Raw genomic sequence first — 22,226 nt, 5'->3', positions numbered from 1 at the left:
TTTCTTATTTACAAGATTATAGATATAAAAAAGTATCTAAATTGATTTATATAAATTATCAAATTAGATACTTTTTAAATCTTATATGTATATAATATAATTCCTTATTTGCGTTTGTATGAATACTATATGGAGGTCTTAAACCATACTTTTTATAATCCATTAAGCATCTCCAGAACTTAGCCTTTTTGAAGAATATGTCATCTGAAGCATAACTTATTGCTTCAATCAGTTCCGGAGATGGTGCATGAATTTTTAGGAAGTCAGATACTTCCATTAATAGTTTATATTCTATAGGAACTTCATGTTTCATCAGAAATCCGATCCGTGTCTGGTCGAAGTTTTTCAGACTGTGCCCCTTTGGTCTTCCGGGCTTTTTTTTGCGGCGTTTTGGTTTCTTTCTGCTGTTCGGAAACGTTTTCATTAGGTTTATTTTTTTGAGACGATGTTGACCGAGAATTTAAAAGTTGACTCTCAATATCAACGCTAATATTAATAATCTTCATAATTTAAATAATATATGTCATTAAAAATCCGATGTATTCTGAACATCCATTATTACAATAATCAACTACACAATTACGTTGTCCGCCTTGTATTGTACAATGCCAATTTCCACGTCCTTTATTATGGGAATAACCTATTTTATATTTAGGAGGATCAATGGTGTTTGGTAATGTAAATATGGTACCACTGTGATGGGTATGTAATTCTCCTTGAATGGACACTACTTTTCCAACTTGACGGACATACAGTTTTGTTGTAATACCACAGTTCTGAACATTGATTGCAATCCATCCACTATCTTTGGGATATTCTATAGTTCTAGCTATAACATCAATTCCACCAACGAATAGTTTTCCTGTTACATATACGTCATTGTTGAGAACCAAGTTTCCAATGTTATTTTTGATATATAAATCTTTGTTAGAGATATTGGAATACCCCATATAACCGATTTGTTCTGAATTTTTGTCTTCCCAATTTAAACAGGTTATCAATTGATTGTCTGTCTTAGGAAGAGAGGCATTCTTTAAACTTAGGAGCGAAGAATCCGCATGGGATATTTTTACTGGTCCATAAAAAATACTAGCTTTAGATTTTCCTGTGATTTCTAGTATAACAGTATTTTTTCCATCGCCAATTTTGGTGTCCCGATAATAGGAATCTCCTTCATTGTACCCTAACATATTGATATTTATACTACCAGTATCAGCTGCAACGCCTGTATTATATATATGATTACTAGCTACAACAATATTTCCTGCCTTAATAGAATTTAAAGACATTGTGACTTTTAGCGTCATACCATTGGAGTCAAGCGAAGCCAATAAAGTATCTCCAATATAAAATTGAATAGCTCCGTCCTCTGTTATAGTTACTTTGTAAACAGGCTTTCCATTTAATTGGGATTGAATACTTAATGCTCCAGAGGCATTATAGGTGATGCTAGCTTTAGCTGTTCCTGATGTTAAATTAATCCCCTTTTGGGCTGTAAGGTCTTTATTTGCCGTTACTGTTCCATCAATAACAACATCCTTCTGTACAGTCTGAACTGAATTAGGGGAATCTATCATTAAAGCATATTTACCAAATAACGCTTCTTTAAGTCGAAGTGCTGTACCATCTGATGTAATACTGATAAATTGGGGTGGTGCTTCAGTTAGTACATCATTGGCTATTGGTACACTGGATGATACAGCACATCCGTATATATTCCGTCCATTTTTATCTCCGGAATCAGCATAAGACACACGTTCAACCGAGTTGTTCTCATACAAATACATAGGCCATTTAGAGACTCCAGATGTTCCTGCGCAATAACGTATTTTACCATTGATATAGACATATCCAGCACTAATACTTGTACCTGATACTTGACATCCGCTGATAATAAAGTTATCACACTCATCAAATATACTTGTAAAAGCTAATGCAAGATTCTGTAAATTCATAATATCATCAATGTAGGTGTAACGCCCACCTGTTTGTGAAGTAAACTCTTTCATTTAAGCGTATGTAACTTTAAATTTTTTTCCTGCAATACGATAACGATCTACATAATAAGTAATCATAGCTGTAAGTTCCTCTTGTGAGATTGTCTTGGTATTAATAGCAGGACAACTTACTACAAAACTTACATCACTTGTTGGCATCTTTTCATCTTTCCAACGCAATGGAGTGGTTGGGTGTCCGCTAACTTCGATTTCGCCTTCGTTATACAAAGGAAATTCGCATATATTTTTATTAGCATCTTCCCAATATATTGGTACTCCATTTATAGCACCATCTGAAATGACAATATGTTCAGAGGTGTCTAAAAAATACTTCCTAAATTTATGATTTAAAAAATATTCCATCATAATAACCTGGGAGGTCATTGCTGCTTCTATTCGTTTTTCGTCAGCCCATTCTTTCCATTTTATATTCAAAGAGTTTAACGGTTGTAAAATGGCTTGAAGAAATAATATCAGTTTTCGTCCTCCAAGATAATGAGGAACTAACTGATTTACTATACGGTCAGTATTAATACGATAACTTCTCATTCTGTTTCTAGTTTTATAACAATTGCCTCACGAAAGGTGGGAAGTTCACTTTCTGCATCTTGCTGTGTACTTTGTTTTGCATAACCGCTTGCTAAATAACACTTCCGCTCAATTTTGGTTAATGGTCCGAGTTCATTATTGTCATTGTATTGAGCGATAAATATTCCTTGTTCTACACTAGCTTCATGATCAATATGAACATCTGTAACATGCTCTACTTTTTGAATGGCATCTATAATTTTTTGTGAGTAGACAAGAGAATCAAATTTCATATTTACAATAAAATCAATAAGTGCTGTATCAATATTATCATAAAGTTCCTCTTTCGTAATGGCTCCATCATAATACACGGTGAGTCTGGGAACAAGCACATCGCCTCTGCGACTAACTACATTACACTTAACACCTGCAAATTTAATCTGATTAAGATATGCACGTGCTGCAATTAGTTCCTCATCAGACAATTGGGACAAAGAACGACCTTCTCCGGAAGCAACTTTTAATATCAAAATATTATCTTTGAACTCTTCATTATAATACTCTTGATAAGATACATGTGTAATCAATCTTTTTGTTGTATCTTCAGTTGCATAATGAAATGCTGTACCTTCATCATTGATAATTAGATCATCTCCATATTGCCATTTCAACATGGCATTTGCGTAATATGCTGAAGTCCCATTAATTCGTTGGGTAAAGGTTTTAGCAATATCTGTGGTAAAAACGTCTAACAATGTTTCAAATGAGTAAATTGCAGCAGCTGTTACCCATGTGAAAGCATTGATTATTGACATCTTTGAGTCATTTGTTAGCTCTGTAAGTTCCAGATATTTGTTTCTGGTCTCCACGGCTTCATTGTATATTTCTGTTAATGTACGGCTCATGCTATGTCTGAATTTTCATATTGATAAATCGTTCCATTTATATCAAAGCTCCATGAACCCGCTTCATTCCATGCAGTTTCATGGGTAATCACGTATATCGCTTCCATACCAGTTGTAATAACATAATTGCCATTACTATCTTTAAGCGGCTCCTTATATGTTCCAGAGGGTTGTGTATCTAATATAACTTTACAATTCCTCCGTTGATTATTATGCTTTGCAATATAGATTAAATAGTCATTGATAACTGTGTCTTCTGTATAATCAATATTTCTTAACTCTAAATTAGATAAACTCATATCCTGAATGGGAGCAAGGCTGGATAAACTCATGTCAGCCAGTTTCACCAAATATGTACCTTTACATAAAAATAGTCCTTGTAGAGAGAGATTGTTCTTCTCCGAAATTATCTCGTCTACCACCAAGGGCATAGTTGGCATGATTAAGCCATTAATAGAAGACAATTCCCAGGTTTTTAAATTGAAATCACCATACAATTTAATTGATCTTTCATCGGTATAATTATCGAAAAAATGCACATATTTCTGTAGAGTGGGAGATAGCGTTATAGTTTCCAGATCGCTATTATCTCCCCAATCAACAATAAGATTTCCGTCTCCGGCCATTTGTAATGCAATGGATGCTTCTTTGGGGGATATGTACACAACACATCGTAATGAGGCTGTTGTACTTTTGTGATATACATGTCGTTCCCCGTTTGCCGGTACAATATGTTCTGATTGTAATGTATTTACAATGCTGTCATATATAATAAATTCTTCATCCCAATATATTTCTTCATCTTCTTTTAATTGTGAGTGGAAGGATAAATCAGGATTGTTGATTAACAAATCGAATATACCTTCTATAGAACCATGTGTGCTTACTGCAACATCAAATATGTTCTGATTTCGTTTTACTTTATACACCTGCATCTGCTTCTGAAAAATCTAAGTCTAATTCCAGATCTCCTGAATAGGAATTAAAAGCGGCATTAATAATCTCCACTTTATCATCTTTGAATTCAGTTTGTAACTTTTCTGCTAATCCTGAATGACTAAGGTTGGCATGAAGATATTTAATTAAACCCACACCTGAAGTTGGATACCTATAGTTGTTGGACGGAACACATTGTAACAATAAGTTTCGGTTCTGAATATTTGCATTTATATTTACCATATCAGATATTGCATTGGACCATAAATATGCCACCCCTTTATTTATCTGTATAAGATAATAATCTTGACTAACCATTATTAATTGTGAAGCATACAAAATCTTATCTTGTAGGCCAAATAGCCTTGTATGCACTTCAAACCATTCAGAGTTATCAGTTGGGTTTATAACTATACGAATATTACCACCACCAAAGTCTCTACTAAAACGTATTTTTATTGGTTTATAGATTGGTGTATATGGTATCTTTATTTGCACACCAATCGTGTAAAGTTGCTTTATATCAAAGTTGGAAGGGAGTATTATTTGAGCGGTAAGTTGTAAATCAGTTTCTTCGATCCATTCAAACAAATATTCTTCTAAAGAGTTTTGATTTTTTAAAACTATATCACCCGTAATTGTATTTACATAAATATCTGTGCGCATTTACATCAATTTATTATTGACTTACTGTGGATTAAAATCATCATTTGTAAAGTCACAGAAATTTTGTATATACCAAAAAACAAAATCCCCCAGTGAAATACATCTTAAAATAATTTCTTTATTTGATACACGCACTTTTGAGATTTGTATTGGAGAACCTAGTACTGGAATATATCCTGGATAGAAAAATATACCATTTCCTTTTATTATTATATCAAAGTCACTTCTGGAAGCTCTTGTTGTCATAAATCCGGAATATATTCTAATTTCTGAACCATTATATTCTTTAATAGGGGTAGGAAGTTCTATAATTTGATCACCATATATATTTCCATATCTCGCTATAAAATATCTTCCTTGTGATAAATCCATAGGAGTTGGGGTTGAATCTGTGTTAATGTAAAATTCTTTATATGGTAATGATAATGAAGCTAATACATTTATATTACCAAATTCATCCCAAGTTAAATTTTTTGAAGCTAAATAACCAGAACCATCTTTTAATAATGCCCAGGCATCTCCATTTGATAATATTGCATCTGTGTTAATAAGAGACGTATCAATTTTTCCAGATATAATTTGAGAAGCATCAATTTTACCTTTAAAATTCATATTTCCGTCTTTATCCCATGTGATATTATCTCCTGCTAATGCTCCTGAACCATCTTTTTCTAAACGCCATTTAAATCCTCTAATACCATTAGAACTAATTGTTATGTCTCCAGATTTTGTTGTAAATCCAGAATTTGTTTGTATTCCACTAAAAATAGCTTTCTCATTAAAGTTCCAACCTGCAATAAAATTATCAGAACCTGCTGAAAACACTTTCTCGTTATTTTTATATCCTATCAGACCATAATTAGTGTTACTGATGCAATACATTGCAACACCGCCATATTCTTTTACCCAGTCTAATTGATTACCAATATCTTGGACAGAAGCAACATTAGCGATGGCTATGAATTTTTTTAATGAATTGATTCCTATAGTTCCATTGTAAATGCTATCGGCTCCTATGATCCACCCTGCAATACTACCACCAGATGTTTCTATTGTTCCTTTGAATGAGGCATTTCCCTCAACATCCATTGTAACATTACCATTGGCAAAAGAGGCTGAACCGTCTTTGTTTAATGACCAATGAATGATGCCTTCACTTTGAGCAGAAATGGTTCCTTCTGATTTTATGGATAATGTGCCATCTTCACATTGAATACCACCAGATGTAATATCCCAACCGCCTATTTTACCTCCGGTTTGGTCTATATGAAAAATTTCTTTGTTATCTTTATATCCATATATACCGGCTCCGTTATTTTCTGAAGGACCAATATATACCCCCGTTAATCCTGGAACATCTTCAAGACTGTCGTGACTACCAATTATTTTTTTTCCAACAAATATTTTGGGAGTAATCACATAAGAAGAGCCAATAGTTGTTTTATTGTTTTCCCAATCTTGAATCCAATCCAGCATGGTACTTTCGCGTACAATAGAAAATGTGAAACGCCCAGTTAACCCTGCACTTACTCCAGAAAGAACTGGAATTTCAATATATCCTTGTAATATATCAACTGGGAGTGATATAATGGATAATCGGTATCTATAGCTATCAACTTTTATTAGTTGACATTCTATATTATCGTTACTTTTTATAATAGTGCTGGAATCAATTTCTATTGGGGTTTTCTCATCTCCACAATATGCTGAAATAATAGTATAAGCATGTTCTAATTTAGGGTTAGAACCATCGAAATCTGCTTTAATCACACACGAGTTTGGGGTTAGCGACAACGAATAAGCATCGCTAATAGATACAAGTGTGATAGAAGATTTTGCTACTGTTCCCATAAATTACTTTTTCAAAAGAATAGCCTTTGAACAAAGTATTTGTTGATGCGAGAAGAGATAAACTATTTCTTAATCTCTTCTAATATTTCCTTGGCCATACGCTTTGCTTCCACTCTCCACATTTGCATGTCATTCCATTCTTTTTGATGCTCACTATCTTCATCTTCTAGGAGGTAATTATTAATAATGGCTTGCATTGCATCATCGGAGTAACGTCCATGAATAATAGCTGAAACCAATTGGCTATATGTGGGTGTTCCAACTGGAAGGGTTATCTCACACCATTTGTATTGTTCGTTTTCACCTTCTTTTACTATATGAACATCAAATGCAATTGTGTATTGACGCAACCCTAATTTTATATTGTGTCGTATGCGTTGAGGTTGCTCATTACCTTGATTATAAGTTATAAACATTGTACTGTGTTTTTTATTTTTACAACTTGAAATTTTCCTTGAATATAGCAAGCCTTCCAAAAATAATGTAGTTCTGAAAATGCTTTGCGCCTGATTCCGTATGACTGATAATGAATTAAGAAACCTAAATAAGAGTTTATAGACCTCACATTGGCATATATAGCTTCCTTGTCACAGTTTTTACATGCTTCTTCTAAATAACTTACAGCATTAATAAAGTTTCCAACAGTTCGATTCGATAAGTAAGCTCTACCCGGCTTAATTACTCCTCCTACCATTTTTATTCCTTTTTTAACTTCTTGAATATAGATTTTATTAGGGTGCATTTGAATATTTAAAATATATCGTAGTTGATTCCTAGAAGCTCTTTTGAAATAAATTGCATCTTCCTTAGTTTTGCACACAAAGCTAAAATCATCTACAAAACGTACATATTTGGCTCCTCTTTCTTCTGCTGCTTTAATAGCCCATTCATCAAAAAATGACATATAAAAATTGGCGAATAATTGACTGGTTAGGTTGCCTATTGGTTCACCTCTCATCCATTCAATGTAAAACAAGCTTTTGTTTTTAGGTAGTATTCTCCATAATTTTAAATTCCCTTGGCGTATGCAATCATCTTGTGGACGATGTCGTACAATTACTTCTGTAAGCCAAAGCACTAAATCTAAATCCTGTTCATATATAGTTCCTTTCCAATAGTTCCATTTTTCTTTGATAAATGGCAATAAGTACTTTAATAAGCATTCACAATCAATTGACATGAAAAATCCTTTAATATCAAATTGAGCATACCAAGCCTCATGGGAATAATTATCAGAGACTTCAATAGTATTTTTTGTCAACTGATCGATACATGCAAATGTTCCAAAACCCTTTCGACAGTTAAATGATACATTTCCGTGCTCAACAAAACGTGCCTCAAACAGTGGCTCTAAGCGTAGGCACAACCAATGTTGTACAATACGGTCACGGAAATTTGCAGCAAACACTTCCCGTAATTTAGGACGGGTAACTATAAAACAAGTACTTGTTGTTGGTCTATATGTTCGTTCATAAACTTCTCTCGCTAAATCTAATAGATCTTCATGCCAAATAAGTCTATACATAACACATTGTGAACTTGTCTTTTTTTTGGCACAGCAATCATCTAACGCATCAAACCATCCCTCAACATATTTATCGTTAAGTGCTGCAACCGCCCTCACCATGTTACTGTTGTACTTGTTGTTGTTGTTGAAGTTGCCATTACTAAAGTTCACGTTCCAGCTGTTGTTCTGACTGTTCTCACTGCTACTCCAGTACCGGCTTGCGGTTATTGCGTGTACTATCTTATTCTTAACTAGGTCTTTAACGCTTGGTAAAGGCCCAGTGACACGCCCATTTTTCAATAAAGATGTCCCTGTTATCATAGTCGTAACCGTTCAACAGGTCTGCTGCTCCAACACTTTGCTTCTCCAGCTTTTAATATGCTTTGAAATTTCCTTTAAAGATTCAGCAAAATGTGGCATTTGCTTGTTGCTAATTATGCGTGTATGAGGACTCCGATTTGACCACTCTTTTAAGGTGTCAATGCAAGTTTTCACTGTACGCATTTGCAAATAAAATGAATTAATAAGTTCAAGTTTGGAATCAGGGTCTTCTTCATTTAAAGCCAATCCTATCACTGTTAATCCATCAAGCAGAGTGTCTATGAGACGTTTGCTTAATTGACGAATTCCTACACTATTAGGAGTCCGTTCTACCATTTCTATACAGAGTAACATTAAATTTTCTGTTTCTCTGTAAATAGGTGCACTTCCTGCGTTACGAATTGTTCTTGCCATAATTAAAAGATTTTATTCACAATGTGTCTTATTACATATAGTTTATTTACGAATACTTTATTTTTTCTGTAGAGGTTTACAATTATGGCATATTTATTTTTGTGGAGCGTCAAAAGACGCTCCACTATACTAAAATGCTGCAACCGCCCTCACCATGTAACTGCCGAACTTGCTGCTGCTGCCGAAGCCGCCATTACTAAAGTACACGAACCAGCTGTAGCCCTGACTGTTCTCACTGCTACTCCAGTACCAAGAATTAGAAAAATCATTCAAAATACCGGCATCTATTGCTTTTTGAAAAATTGCACCTATTTTATCATCATCATAATTCACTCCTTGTCTAGCGTGCCAATACATACGCATAAGTTCACCAACAGATGGTAGGTACCAATTATGATATTTAAATTTATCTGCCAATTCTTCGCCTGCTTTTACTGTAGGTTGATAAGCATAGCATTTGCTGGCAGCAGGATAATAAAATTGTTGATATTTACTAAGATTTTCATTGTTAGCAATTATGTTATTTATATACTGGGTTAACATCGCTTGTTCAGTATATAAATCAGTTGCTTCAGGTATCGGCAAATTAACTCCAGAATCTTCTAAGATTTTATTTCTATGTTGAATAATTTTTAAAGTTTTTGCTAAACCGATAGGAACTTCGTCACCTTTTTTATAGGCACCTGATAAAATGGCTAAATCCGCAGCCAATTCCTCTTTTCCTGTATTAGTCGTACCTGGAGCAGCGATACCATCTCCAACAGCAGCTGTTTTAACATCTGAATTTACAAATCCGTCAATTGTATTTTCATCTACATAATTATCATACCTTATATAGTTAGGAGAGGTATGACCTTGGTCGTCATATTCTGTAGGTTGTAAGCCGGTCTGTGTAATGTTAGCAATTGAACTTATATCATATACACTATAATTAACATCATCTTGTAATTCAATAGGATAAATTGCATATTGTTTATTCCACTCTTCTGTTTGTCCTGTATTTTGAGGATAAAGCCCCCATACTATACCTGAATTTTCAAGATTTGATAATGCTACCATACGTCTATCATTGGCATCTGCTGGATTTATGTAAAAACAAATTCCAACTACGGTTTTTCCAGCAGTTGTAGGACCATAAGTTCCATCATAAAATACATAATCTCCGAGATGAGCACGTCTGGGGTATAAACCAATATCCCATGATGCTTCAAGCACTTCACCATTTGTTTTTGTTAGATAACATCTTAAAGTTGTATGTGGAGCCAATGTATCTTCATCTCCTAATTGAGATACATTGATAACGCAATAATCTTTTGACGTATTGACTATTTTTGCATACAAATTGGTATCCAATGACCAACGAATGCTAACCACATCATTCCCATTAGCGGTATTCGGCTTACAGTAAAAAGAGTGTTCACCTGTAGAATAAATGTATTGGCTTCCTTTGATTTCTATAGCTGCAATAGGAGTTGAGTAGTATGTAATATGAAGATTGTTGTTTTCATCGTCTACATTTCCCCAATGATACAACCAATCAATTTTATTGTTAAAATTAGGCCGGTTGGTAGTATTGTTTATTACTGCTATTTTTCCAGATACACTACTATCTGTAATAGAGGCCAAATAGTTAATCATATAAAGAGAAACCTCGGTCCAGTTTATACTTGCTAACTTTAAATAATTCAGCGGTGCATTGCCTGTAAAGCATAAATTAAATATGGTACGCGAATCTGCAATCCCTGCGCCAATTGATAAACTTTGCATTCGGTCAGCTCCTTCCAATGTGATGGTTTTCAAATTAGGCTGTTGATCTAAAGACAAAGATGTTAAAGTCCCAGGAAGATGAACCTCTTCTAAATATTCGGTAGCTGGAAGAACAACAGAAGACAACATTGTTCCTACTAAATTCAACATTCTAAGTTTAAGCAAAATAGATAAATCTAACCCACCTACTAAACTAGCGACACGTTTTAATACTAGTTCTTGCAACAAAGGGGCAGTAATAGTCATACTGGTAGGACGGAATTCAACAACATCTTTTCCATCCACATGAAAGGCTGTTAGGCGAGCACCGCTTAAATTAAATGTTTCCCCTAAACTTTTGTCTGTAAAGTCACCAATGGAACGCATATAATCAATACCATTTAAGAAAATATTAGTATTGCCATCTGAAGTTCCAACATTGACATCGTATGTTTCTCCGGCTTTAATACGTGGAGACAGTGCGTTACCAACCCCATAAGATAGTGTCGAACCTATGGCAAATGAGGGGTACATCCAAATATGTGGTACAATAGAAAATTTAAATTGTGGACGTGTACCATCTGTTTTTATTACAGACCGGAAGTTTAATGAGCCTGCTGATCCTTCACCGTCACGCCTTCCAAAGTCTCCAAAGGCTGCATAAGAAGATATGTAGGTAAGTCTGCGTGCAACCCATTGCATTTCTGCTTGTAATCCATCTCCTAAACTTTGTGTTATGGGATCTGTACCATTTGTGTATTTATTTTCCGGGTCTGAACTCACATAGGCGGTTCTGGCACGTTCATATACAAGACGGGCCACTTCATTGTAAGCAACGGCTGGGAAATAACGTTGTACGTAAAAATAATATTTTTCCATACAGCCCATTAAAGTTCCATCATCGCTTAATTTAAGCATTGCTTGTAATATAGAGCGCATATTGGTACGCAATTCATCTGGAAAGGCATTTTCCATTTGGTTAAATAGTGCATTTCCTTCGCTATTCCAATAAAAACCTCCATCATTGTTTTTATCATGTTCTTCTACATAGTAAGGTTTTTCTCTTTGCCCTACATTATTTACAGGAAATATTGTGTCCAAATCATCTTGATGCCAACCAATTAAATGAGTTTTTGGGTCAACATAAAAATATATATTCTTTCCTCTGTTATCACTGGCTGCAATTAACTTACAAAAATTCATAGCAAAATGAGTTTCTGTAAGATTAAAATATTTTCCTGCATCAGCCTTGAACAATGCTATTCTAGCCGTTTTGAACGATGAGTTAATTGCATCCCAATCTGTACCGCTGGCAATATTCCCGCATTGTTCGTTGATATTTACAGTCGAATATCTTCCATTTTCAATCTTTTCAGTGCCTGCACCCACCCAAGTAGAAGTTATGAAATCATATCTGAATAAATCGAACTGTGCATTGTTACGCCCTGCTTTGGTCAGCCAATAATGCTTGGAGGTATCAAGATTTTCTGCTGCATTTAAATCTTCAATGGTACCGTTGAAATAATCTATATTATCATAATGCTTAAAGACAAAGTTAAATCCACTTTTGATAGGGGCGATCTTATTGGTATCCCCAAAAACCAGACTCATTTGCTTTTCGCCGTTATACATCCAATCTTCTTCACCTTCTAAAGTGACATCTTCATCAATCCAAGGTACGCGGCACATCACCAAAGCACGGTCATTATCAGCTCCTTCCAGGCATACATAATCTGGAAATTTTGTTTTGTCGTATCCGAATGTCGGTTTGTCTCCCTTACCTGGTCCAAAAGTCATAAAAGATTTAAATTGTGGTTCGGAATTCTCATCTTCTTGTACAAAGAACAAAAACGGTTTTTGAAGTACAGCTACACGACAATTTTCAAAACCTTCTGTATTAGTAATGGAATTACCTCCACATACAGCTTTAAATAAATCATTAAATAGAGCTGTAGAACCTATTTTATGACTTTGTGCTGAACTTGCAAAATTTACTTTCCCTACCAATTTGAGTGCTCCGGGTACATCGTTGGTTAACTGATAACATTTACCACGATTTACTCCATTCTCATCAACCCAATATCCATCTTCATTGAAGCCCCATTGTCCATTCCACCAAAAATACAACATAGACGATGTTCCTTGTCCTTTCTCATTCATGTCATATAGCGTACCACTATTCTCTGGTTTTCCAGGAATATGGATAATTAAGGTACCATTAAATTTATCCTTTTTGGTATTTCCATAAGTGGCATATTTCCCTTTCCAAAGGATAACGTTGTATTTTTCATAAACAAGATCGTAGCTGATAGTATTACCATTAAGAATACTATTAGAATCGCGAAATGCTATTTTTTCTTCACTATTATCTAAGGATGCCATATAGTTTTGGCGCACATCATTAGCTGTGAGTGCTTTCTTATACACCTTAATACTGTAAATGTCAATGTCGGCTCCAGAACTACCAATACGGATGCCTTGTGATGTTTGCTTTCCGTCTACATATTGTACGAAAGTGTCGTCTGTTGCATAGTTGATTTCACGGTTAATAATTCCATTTAAGAAAATGCGGCAATAGTTTTGTCCGGTGCTAGATAAGTTATACAATAAATTAACCGCGATTTTAGTACGTACACCTTCATTGTAGCCGACATCTTGATTTTTACGGGTTACTTTAGATTGGGTCATGAAACAGGCATCAATAGGTTTCATTTCCCAACCTAGCGGATTATTATCTTTTGTGTAAGAACACATGCGTAATATCGGTTCATCTTCGTTGGTTACATTGCGAATAGCATAGTCTATTTCAAATGTAAGAGAACCTGTTTTTTGAGCTTGGATAAAGTCGGAGAACGTCTCATAATCAATTGCTATGTTTCTTCCACTAGGAACACGCAAACATTTGATCCCATTATCGTCTTCAACCCAACCATCACTAATAAAACCAAAATTTTCAAAGGTCGCGGGAACATTCTCGCCTGAAACTGTATTAATAATAGTATCTGGGTGGGTTTCTGTATTACTACGTAGTTTTGGATTGATAATTAAATCGGCACCATCAGTCGGGGCAAAATTTTGGGAGTTATCTACATTAAAACTAATACGATCACGCAAATATTTTTCTCCAGTGCTAAATAACATATAAGCACTGAAATTCGTTTCTTTACTTTCGATTTCTATCATATTGCCAAATGTGTAAACCACACCATTTTGGGCTTGCTGTTCAGTGTAAGACAGATAATTCTCAACCTCTTGAATGTCTGTTAATTTAAAAGTAACAGGTAATACATCTGAACCTGGGTTATATATTGCCCATTGGAAAAATTGAACGGATGTCCAGTTTACAAGAGACTCGACTATCTTGTTCAACATGATATATGGAGTTTTATTGTCAGGATCTGAAACTACCATAACCTGTGAAACAATGTGTTCACTTTCCACATCTGTGCCGTCTACAGATAACCAAGCCTCAATTTCATGTACTCCATGAGACATAACTTTAACAGAATCCCCTTCAGTGTCAGTTACGTCAAACTGGTTTGGAGTTTCTGTGTACTCAACTTTACCAACAGCATATTGAACAGAACGTACACCGCCTTCACCACTGATTTTTAAATTTAGTGTTTTGGCTACAGCACCGGTATATGTATATAACAAAGACATAGCAGCACCAGTAATAGGCTGCTGCCACTCATTTCGGAACGTAAGTTTCAATTCTGTTTTTGTAACACTTTGGAACACTACATAAGTTGTGGTGCTTTGTGTTTGGTCTCCGGTTACAATGATACGTAATTGACAGGTTCCGCTGTTAAGTAATCCACTAATATCTACATCTGTATAAGTATCACTGTCAGCTTCTACACTCTTAATTGCCATTGTGCCAATTGTACGCCATGAATCAGAAGCGGAAGAACGCCTTTGAATAGTCATCGTACCGTCTTCATAGGTATTTGCATATTTCCCAGTAACAGGATTGTATGTTTGGGAAGTAAAACGCATTTTTAGAACTACGCTACCATCAATGCTTACATAATTTGTTTGATTACTGGCCGTAGTTAATTCTACAATATTCATTACCCCCTGTTCGTCACTAATAGGGATAGTAACATCAAGCAATTTTAGTGCTTGATTCTCATCAGGGTCAGCAAGCCATTCATTGTATGTGTTTTTATTAGCAAATGCTCGAATATGATAAAACCCATCCGGATCTTTTGTCATAGGAGGAATATGACCAATCTTATTGTTTTCATGGTCTTGTAAATAGCTCTTTATAAACTTTTGCACAGCCTCCCCAGAGTAGGGGAGAAGATTCGTTTCATCAGGTGCTGCGGGGATGGTATTGTTTTTATTGCCACCCCAATCCTCTGTAAACTTGCCAACAGGAATTTCGTCAGTTCTGAATTTCTTAGCCATAATTAATTATTTTTTGTAAAGCGTAATTTAAAAAATTTGTTAGTTTTTCCAGCCTTCATCATTTTTCCAAGGAGATGAGTTAATCCAGAAACCAGATCCAAAGCAGGAGCGTATAGATTGCCAAACTAATTTTGCCCCTATGTAAACTGCGGTAACTATTTTGTTACCAACTCTTATTTGACTGACATCTTTGCCATTTATCTGTATCATTCTTCAAGTATGAAATAAACGGTATTTTCTTCTTTGGATTCGATTTGTTCAAAAGCCTCTTCATTTTCAATTACATCAAATGAAAGATTACCTACTTGTTTTTTGAAAGAAAAGGTGTCATTTGAGTTATTGTTTACGGCATTTATCAATTGATTAAATTCGTGAGCTGTTAAACGTCCACGGTTATTAGTTCCATTGTTTTCTTGCTTATTATTAAAATCAAGCAGGTTAGGGGATTGCTCTTGTTCTGCCGCCATACTTAAAATATTAAAGGGAATTCATACGGGAACATGTTACCGTTTAGAAGTTCACACATAAAACAGTCTTGTCCTGATATTCCATAATTTAATGTGATACTTGGTTTTGATCTATCAATTTCTTGTTGTACTATATTGCCTTCATTATCTCTTTGTTCTTTCCACCAATCAATCACTTCATTTTCCATATCAGGAAGATGATACCTAGTCCACTTGAATATGTAGTTTTTAGCTACATAATCCGGATCAACTAGTTTACCTTGATAATAGACGTTAGCGGTTAAAACAGTTTGACAACTATTGTTTTTATATGATACTCCTTGACTGGAAGTAATTTCAAGTGAATAGCCCACTATATATTGTTTCCGTATTGTGAATGTAGCGGAATACTCTTCATCACTAAATTTCACGATACAACGAACTGTTAGCGAGTTACCATTATCCCAATAAGGTTCAAAAGGCCATATTGTTAATGTCTTTCCATTTTCTCCTTCAAACGGTATATAATCATATCCTTGTAAATAATACCATTGTCGTTGACTGGAAGTAGACTGTAGGTTCTCTTCTTCCAGCGTTAAGGTAATGTCTGCCGGATTAGTAACAGGGTCGGCTCCTGTTAAGTCTCCTAAAAGAGTAAAGGTATCAGTTCCAACAATACGAATAGACTTACTGACTAATTCGTCTTTTACAGACTGGTCAAGGTTATCCCAAGTCATTGTCACATTTTTGCCAAATGTTACATCGCCATTTTTATTCCATTTAATATTTTTATTGGCAAAATGACCAGAACCATCTGTTTTGATTAATACAGAATTACTACGAGTACCAATACTGCCTTCTCCGTCAAAATTTAATTGAAGCAATGGGTTCTGGATGGTCCCACCAATGCCACCACGATTAAACCAAGCTCCATAATCCTCTGTGTAATTAAGTATAGTGTCAGTAGGTTGGTATTGTGTGACTAGTTCTCCTGCCTCTAATTGTGGTGAAGAAAAATAAAATATTGATTCTCCTGCATTATCAGAGGTATCAAAAGTTGGGACAATGGATAGAACCAATGCTTCTTCTGCCTGTTTCGGAGCTTGTAATTCAAATGTTACCTTTTTACGAGACCATATATTCGTGTTAGCAATAGGTATTTGAACGGTTCCTATTGCTTTATCATTTTGTAAAATAGATAATTGACATGCTTGCCCCGCATATATCCAAAAAGAGAATGTATATTTTTTCCCGATATGTTGCGCGAACCACTCTTCAGATTGGGCTATCATGCTTATGATTTTAGAGGCACTATATACATTGCCGATTCCAGTAGGGTTTTCTATTTGAGTGTCAATAGTAATTGCAGATGTAAAATTAACATCTAAAGAATTAACGAATACATTCCTATGAATTTTTCCGGCATAAAAAGTTGCAGCAAAACCATTCTCATCACCAGCAGTTAATGTTCCAGAAATATGAGCAGATTTTGAAGTAAAAAGTTTCTGTAAGTAACCTCCATATCCTTCTAATTGACCAAATACCGGATCTGTTATTCCATTCAATTTGCCAACACGTATTTTACTGGCATCGCCAAAGTTAGCAACACTAGACAGTAAGATGATATTGAAATCCGACACCCAAACTTCATCTGAAGGAGACATCTCACTTAAATCCAGTTTTACTGTTCGCAAATAACGTCCAGAATAATCGACAGTTATTGTGTGCAACTTATATTGCCAATCTGTTGTAATAGAAGTGGTTTCTTCTCCATCTGTTCTTGTTCCATCTTGGTATTCTAATGAAACTTTACAATTGACAGCTTTATTGGCTTTGATCTTATATGAAATAAGAACGCGGTTGGGGTTTTGAACATATTTGTAGAAATCTTGTTGTAGACCAATGAAACCGTAATATATAGCGTCATTTCTTTTAAAATGACAAATGCGATTATTGTCCGCTTCTGATAGTATGTAATCAGTGGTTACTGCTTCTGTTCCTCGTACTATATATTGTGATTCGGAATCTTCATAATCAGGAGTTGCAATATTTGAAGGCCAACATAAACTCTCATTGCGTCCAATACCGTCAATCACATCCATATATGGGGCATTATCGTCAGACCCAGTTAAATATATGGCTCCAGATCTATTTATATCAAACAGATTGGTAATTCTGGCAAAGTCTAAGATTTCTTCTGTTTTAGGCACATCGCCTTCTAACAGTGCTCCAATGAAATACTGTTTTTCGACAATATCATTTGTATTAGAATCTACAGTCTTATCTATTCCATAATCCAATACACACATTAACGAATAAATAAGATTCTTTCCATCAAAATATTGTCTTCTAACTATATCCCCAGTCCGTAATCCTTGTGTCTTTTTAGAATCGGACTGGAGAGAAATTTTATATTTCTTGTATTTATATACAGACATTATGATATTTCTTCTACTAAGTCTCCGGAACAGGCATCGCTGACCCACCAAGACCCGTTAGTCACTGATTGTTTCTGCACTTCCAATTCGTATATTCTCATTTTTTTACGAATTGTCAGATCATCAAATGTTGCACTGGTGTTGCCGGTCAATTTGTTTTGAATGATACCCCAGCCATTTCCGGCAAAACCACTGGAAAAAGTGACAGAACCTATGTCGTTGACAAAATAGGCATTACCATAGTGCTTAACTCCATTATCTAAAGCCAACCAATAGATTGAATCATCAAAGAATAGCTCGTTGGGGAGGAGGCGGGTTTTAGAATCTGCTATTCCAATTGATTTTTTTCCTTCAATCGGTTTGTCAAAAACAAAAAAATCAGCATCTGTAGAAAACATTAAGCTGGATGATTTTCGATTTAATGGGGCATATAAACTTAACGATTCTACATAGCCAAATGATGATTTTATTATTTCAGAGATTTGTACTGTATCGTCATCAGCTACTTTATTATATTTAAATGGAGCTTCAAAAAATACGCTATCACCATCACTGTAAAATCCTGGTCCATCTTCTGATTTTAATCTAATATAACGTCTGAATATTACACCAGAATCTTCAGACGATTTTTTATATGTTTCAATCAATATATTCCCTAGATTGTGTCCTGCCTTAAATGATTCTGGGAAATATGCAGAACCAAATTTTGAAATCATTTCATATTCACCATCATCATCATAAATACTGGTTTGCAGGTTGATTTGTTTGGTATTATCGTCTCCCAGATTTAATATTTTGTTAGACGCAGAAAATGAGATAACATTGTTATTCTTGACATGAATAATGTAATTATCATCAAATTTTATGCCTCCTGTTACAATATTTAAGTCCCCCGTTAATTGAGCTAACCGTTTGGCAGAAATAGACAATACACTTGTATTATCAAATCCCAGATCTACACCATGCAAGGCGGTAATGCCAGATTGGAATGTGCTTGTACCTTTTACAGACAAGTTTCCGGCAACCGTTCCATCTTTCATGGTCCAGCTTACATCTTCTTTATTTGAATTCCCAGAATGATAAAACTCGTTTCCTTGATAGCTAATGCCATCCTTGGATATTTCTAAATCTCCAAGTCTAATATATCCACTACAAATAACATCGCCGTTTAATGCGATTATATCATTATCATAACTTATAACATTACAACCGTTAATGTATAATCCATGTGTGGGGAGATGCAATTCACCGTTAATAGAAACTATATTTTTTCGCTCTTGTGGATTACTTTCGGACGTTTGGTAAACATCCAATATTTTTATTCCATTGTCTCCGGCTGTAAAACCATACAATGCCTTTAATAAACCGGCCATAGAGTCACCATTTATGGAAACAAACCCACCGGTGCCACTTCCGCCGCCTTCTTCACTGCTTAAACTACTTATAATAGTATTTGCTAATAGATATGCAGAGTTCTTTCTGGTTATATTTTCATATTCATGTATTTCAAGATTGATTTTTTCTTCATTCACGACATAACCATCCACATAATCCGAACCTGTAAAATCTGGAAGTGTTTCGTGTGAAGCTTGTTCCATCCCTGTTAAGAGTCGATTGTACATTGTTTCCAATGCACTACCTTTCTTAATTTGTGATATACCTTCATTTAACTTTGCCATTATTCTGCCACTTTTACGGTTTTTGATAAAAATCCTGATATAGATGCTTTATAGGAGTTAACTTTTGCTTGAAGGGATACAAACTTTGCCAAATTAGCTGGAGGTTGAGGTCCCATCATAGTTGGGGTCATCATTTGAGATAATGCTCCTAGCCAGTCAACCAATAAAGTTGCTAATTGATTTCCAAGTACTGCTGGTTCATTGGCACTACCGCTACCCAAATACACTCCATCTTCTTTGATTATAATTTCTTTTGCATTATATTTTGCCAAAATTTGTTGGGCATCAAGAAGTATTTGACTTTTATCATGTTGGGATAAAATATCATCAGCGGTTATTTTGAATATACTTTTATCACTTTCTCCTTCTCCTTTAGCAACTTCCGACAATATCGAAACAGGGGTATAAGTCGTGTGAGCATGAACACCTGTCTTTTCCAATTCATCTACATCTGGAGTATCCTCTGAATCTTCCCATTCTTTTGTTTCTGTTACTCCAATAATTACTTTGTTATGCGCGTCTACTTGTATTGTGTCTGCATGAGAGTATTGAATAACATATTCGCGTAATGTTTCAGGGTCTGTTGTTATTACGACATCCGAATAAAGATAGGGGATAACCACTAAACCATTTTCATTATTTTGAATGGCTGAAAGATATACGCCTTCATGTAAACCAACTGGAAGCCCGTCATCAATAGCCTGTTTGTCTGTAAGTGTATGAGTATATTCCTGTACATCAACAGTTCCGCACAGTTCTCCATCTGTATGTATTTTAACAACAAAACCAGATATTTTGGCTGTGTTTTTTATAACGTTATTTCGTGGGTTTACCAATTTATGAAATGCAATTTGTCGTATAGCATCATAAATAGCACTGTTTGCGCTTAAATCGCTTGTAATTTTATCTGCCATAGTTTTGTTCTTTTTCTGGTTTGGCAATACAGTAGGGGAGTTTTAAAGTCTGCCTAAAACCGTTAACACCAAATTTTGTGTTGATTTCTTCAATAAGATACCAACCTTGTTTTTCAGGTTCGCGTTTATCAAGTAAAACGACTTTCATTCCAGATTCCAAATGCCTCATGCCTAAATTAGTTCTGTGTAAATCTCCGAAGATAGTAATACTACCCTCAACGCCATTTCTATTATATCCTTCAAAAAATGCCTCGGCTTCTTTTATTAATTCGTCCTCGCTAATGCCAATTTTGGATGATACATAAGGGATAACGTTGTACGCACTTAGGTTTACTCTATCCTTAGTCTTTGATTTGGGGATAGCTCCAAGTTTTAGGGATTTCTTGCTAAGTTTTGTTTCATTCAGAATTTGGAATTTCTTATGTTCTGTATCATTTTGTCCGGTCCATTCTGGATTTAAACGAACTGTTACATTATACTTGATTTGTTTGTTACCCTCAAACTTGAATCCTTCAGCGGAGACCGCTAAATATCGGGGATCACAATTCATCAAAGTTAAATTGTCTTGGGCTACATGATAATCAAACTGTATTTGAGGAGTATCAGAACTTCCATCTGTATTTAAAATAGAGCTGGCAACATTTCCTGATAAATAAGTATGCCCTACCATAACATAAGGAGTTCCATCTGTATCTTTCCTAATAAAACTATATAGCCCGTATTTATTCCATTCTGTTAATACATCCGCAACTGTCAAATCTTCCGTTAACTGAATCTTGCCAATATTAATGTCCCTTTCTGCTGTTTTGGGATGCAATTTTAACCCTGTTCCTTTTAATAAATCGTATTTTCCTCCCTCTTTCAACAAATCGTTTACTGTAACAGTCATTGGGCCTAATTTAACGACATTTTTTCGTTTTAGCCCACTTGCCAGATTCTCACATTTGATTTCAATAGGTGTGCTTACACTGCATTTTACGATATAACCGTCAAAATCGGGAACGTTCTTGACAAATGCCTCTTTCTCCATTGCCTGAAGTCTCTCGGTCGCATTTTTGAAGACCTTTCCTCTATCTTTATAATAGCCTAAATATATCCGGATACGTTGTCCTACCTTAAAATCAGTCGGCTGGGCTGTAGAATATCCTTTTCGCTTTTCTACAACTGTACCGTCTATTAAACGCTCTGTATAAACAGTAGTTGCACCTTCTTTTTCTATGTTCTCGGAAGTTATAGTGCGTTTAATTACGGTTCCTCTTGGGAATCTGACGGAAGCTGAATTAATAAGCTTCTTATAAGTATCATTTATCTCAATGCTTTCACATTCCCGGATAACAAGGCATTTATTTTCATCTGGATCGTTAATCTCTATAACGTCACTATTAGCTTCCCATATTAGGATTTTACAGCACAATATATCAAGGCATTCTTTACCATCTATAATTATTGCTTCTGGAAGTTTCAT

16 protein-coding genes are annotated in these 22,226 nt (G+C 35.1%); all 16 read right to left on the bottom strand.

Annotated features, from left to right (window positions below):
• Positions 1-58: 58 nt before the first annotated feature.
• The 16 genes from KTR07_RS06150 to KTR07_RS06075 all read right to left on the bottom strand — a co-directional run bounded on the left by KTR07_RS06150 (position 59) and on the right by KTR07_RS06075 (position 22,226).
• Positions 59-424, bottom strand: coding sequence for a hypothetical protein (locus KTR07_RS06150; protein ID WP_032555565.1), 366 nt, complete (start codon positions 422-424; stop codon positions 59-61).
• Positions 425-509: 85 nt separating this feature from the next.
• Positions 510-2,009, bottom strand: a complete 1,500-nt coding sequence (locus KTR07_RS06145) for a hypothetical protein (protein ID WP_008768562.1) — start codon at positions 2,007-2,009, stop codon at positions 510-512.
• Positions 2,010-2,546 (bottom strand): hypothetical protein, encoded by a 537-nt coding sequence (locus KTR07_RS06140; protein ID WP_109115703.1) that lies wholly within the window; start codon positions 2,544-2,546, stop codon positions 2,010-2,012. It abuts the gene before it with no gap.
• The gene (locus tag KTR07_RS06135; protein ID WP_109115704.1) at positions 2,543-3,430 is read right to left on the bottom strand and encodes a hypothetical protein; all 888 of its coding nucleotides are present in this window, start codon (positions 3,428-3,430) and stop codon (positions 2,543-2,545) included. Before KTR07_RS06135 ends, KTR07_RS06140 begins: the two co-directional genes overlap by 4 nt.
• Positions 3,427-4,365: a hypothetical protein gene (locus tag KTR07_RS06130; protein ID WP_109115705.1), complete on the bottom strand. Its 939-nt coding sequence runs from the start codon at positions 4,363-4,365 to the stop codon at positions 3,427-3,429. The genes KTR07_RS06135 and KTR07_RS06130 overlap by 4 nt, the downstream gene beginning before the upstream one ends.
• Positions 4,352-5,032 carry a hypothetical protein gene (locus KTR07_RS06125; protein WP_109115706.1) on the bottom strand — a complete coding sequence of 227 codons (681 nt, stop codon included), beginning with the start codon at positions 5,030-5,032 and terminating at the stop codon, positions 4,352-4,354. Before KTR07_RS06125 ends, KTR07_RS06130 begins: the two co-directional genes overlap by 14 nt.
• A gap of 21 nt (positions 5,033-5,053) precedes the next feature.
• Positions 5,054-6,883 carry a hypothetical protein gene (locus tag KTR07_RS06120; RefSeq protein WP_109115707.1) on the bottom strand — a complete coding sequence of 610 codons (1,830 nt, stop codon included), beginning with the start codon at positions 6,881-6,883 and terminating at the stop codon, positions 5,054-5,056.
• Positions 6,884-6,945: 62 nt separating this feature from the next.
• The gene (locus tag KTR07_RS06115; protein ID WP_008647841.1) at positions 6,946-7,299 is read right to left on the bottom strand and encodes a hypothetical protein; all 354 of its coding nucleotides are present in this window, start codon (positions 7,297-7,299) and stop codon (positions 6,946-6,948) included.
• A complete protein-coding gene (locus KTR07_RS06110; protein WP_032845142.1) occupies positions 7,290-8,711 on the bottom strand; it encodes a reverse transcriptase domain-containing protein in 1,422 nt (473 codons plus the stop codon). The genes KTR07_RS06115 and KTR07_RS06110 overlap by 10 nt, the downstream gene beginning before the upstream one ends.
• Positions 8,712-8,723: 12 nt before the next feature.
• Positions 8,724-9,125: a hypothetical protein gene (locus KTR07_RS06105; RefSeq protein WP_008647838.1), complete on the bottom strand. Its 402-nt coding sequence runs from the start codon at positions 9,123-9,125 to the stop codon at positions 8,724-8,726.
• Between the two features lie 129 nt (positions 9,126-9,254).
• Positions 9,255-15,284 carry a DUF1566 domain-containing protein gene (locus KTR07_RS06100; RefSeq protein ID WP_217315244.1) on the bottom strand — a complete coding sequence of 2,010 codons (6,030 nt, stop codon included), beginning with the start codon at positions 15,282-15,284 and terminating at the stop codon, positions 9,255-9,257.
• 206 nt (positions 15,285-15,490) lie between these two features.
• The gene (locus tag KTR07_RS06095; protein WP_032845139.1) at positions 15,491-15,751 is read right to left on the bottom strand and encodes a hypothetical protein; all 261 of its coding nucleotides are present in this window, start codon (positions 15,749-15,751) and stop codon (positions 15,491-15,493) included.
• A 2-nt stretch (positions 15,752-15,753) separates the two neighbouring features.
• Entirely contained in the window at positions 15,754-18,168 is a 2,415-nt protein-coding gene (locus tag KTR07_RS06090; RefSeq protein WP_109115709.1) for a hypothetical protein, read from the bottom strand.
• Entirely contained in the window at positions 18,168-19,847 is a 1,680-nt protein-coding gene (locus KTR07_RS06085) for a hypothetical protein (RefSeq protein WP_008768570.1), read from the bottom strand. The genes KTR07_RS06090 and KTR07_RS06085 overlap by 1 nt, the downstream gene beginning before the upstream one ends.
• Entirely contained in the window at positions 19,847-20,761 is a 915-nt protein-coding gene (locus tag KTR07_RS06080) for a hypothetical protein (RefSeq protein WP_217315242.1), read from the bottom strand. Before KTR07_RS06080 ends, KTR07_RS06085 begins: the two co-directional genes overlap by 1 nt.
• Positions 20,751-22,226 (bottom strand): hypothetical protein, encoded by a 1,476-nt coding sequence (locus KTR07_RS06075; protein WP_008768572.1) that lies wholly within the window; start codon positions 22,224-22,226, stop codon positions 20,751-20,753. Before KTR07_RS06075 ends, KTR07_RS06080 begins: the two co-directional genes overlap by 11 nt.

Source organism: Bacteroides sp. MSK.20.82 (assembly GCF_019052485.1).
In the GTDB taxonomy this organism is placed as follows: domain Bacteria; phylum Bacteroidota; class Bacteroidia; order Bacteroidales; family Bacteroidaceae; genus Bacteroides; species Bacteroides thetaiotaomicron.
This window is presented reverse-complemented; position numbering and strand designations above follow the sequence as displayed.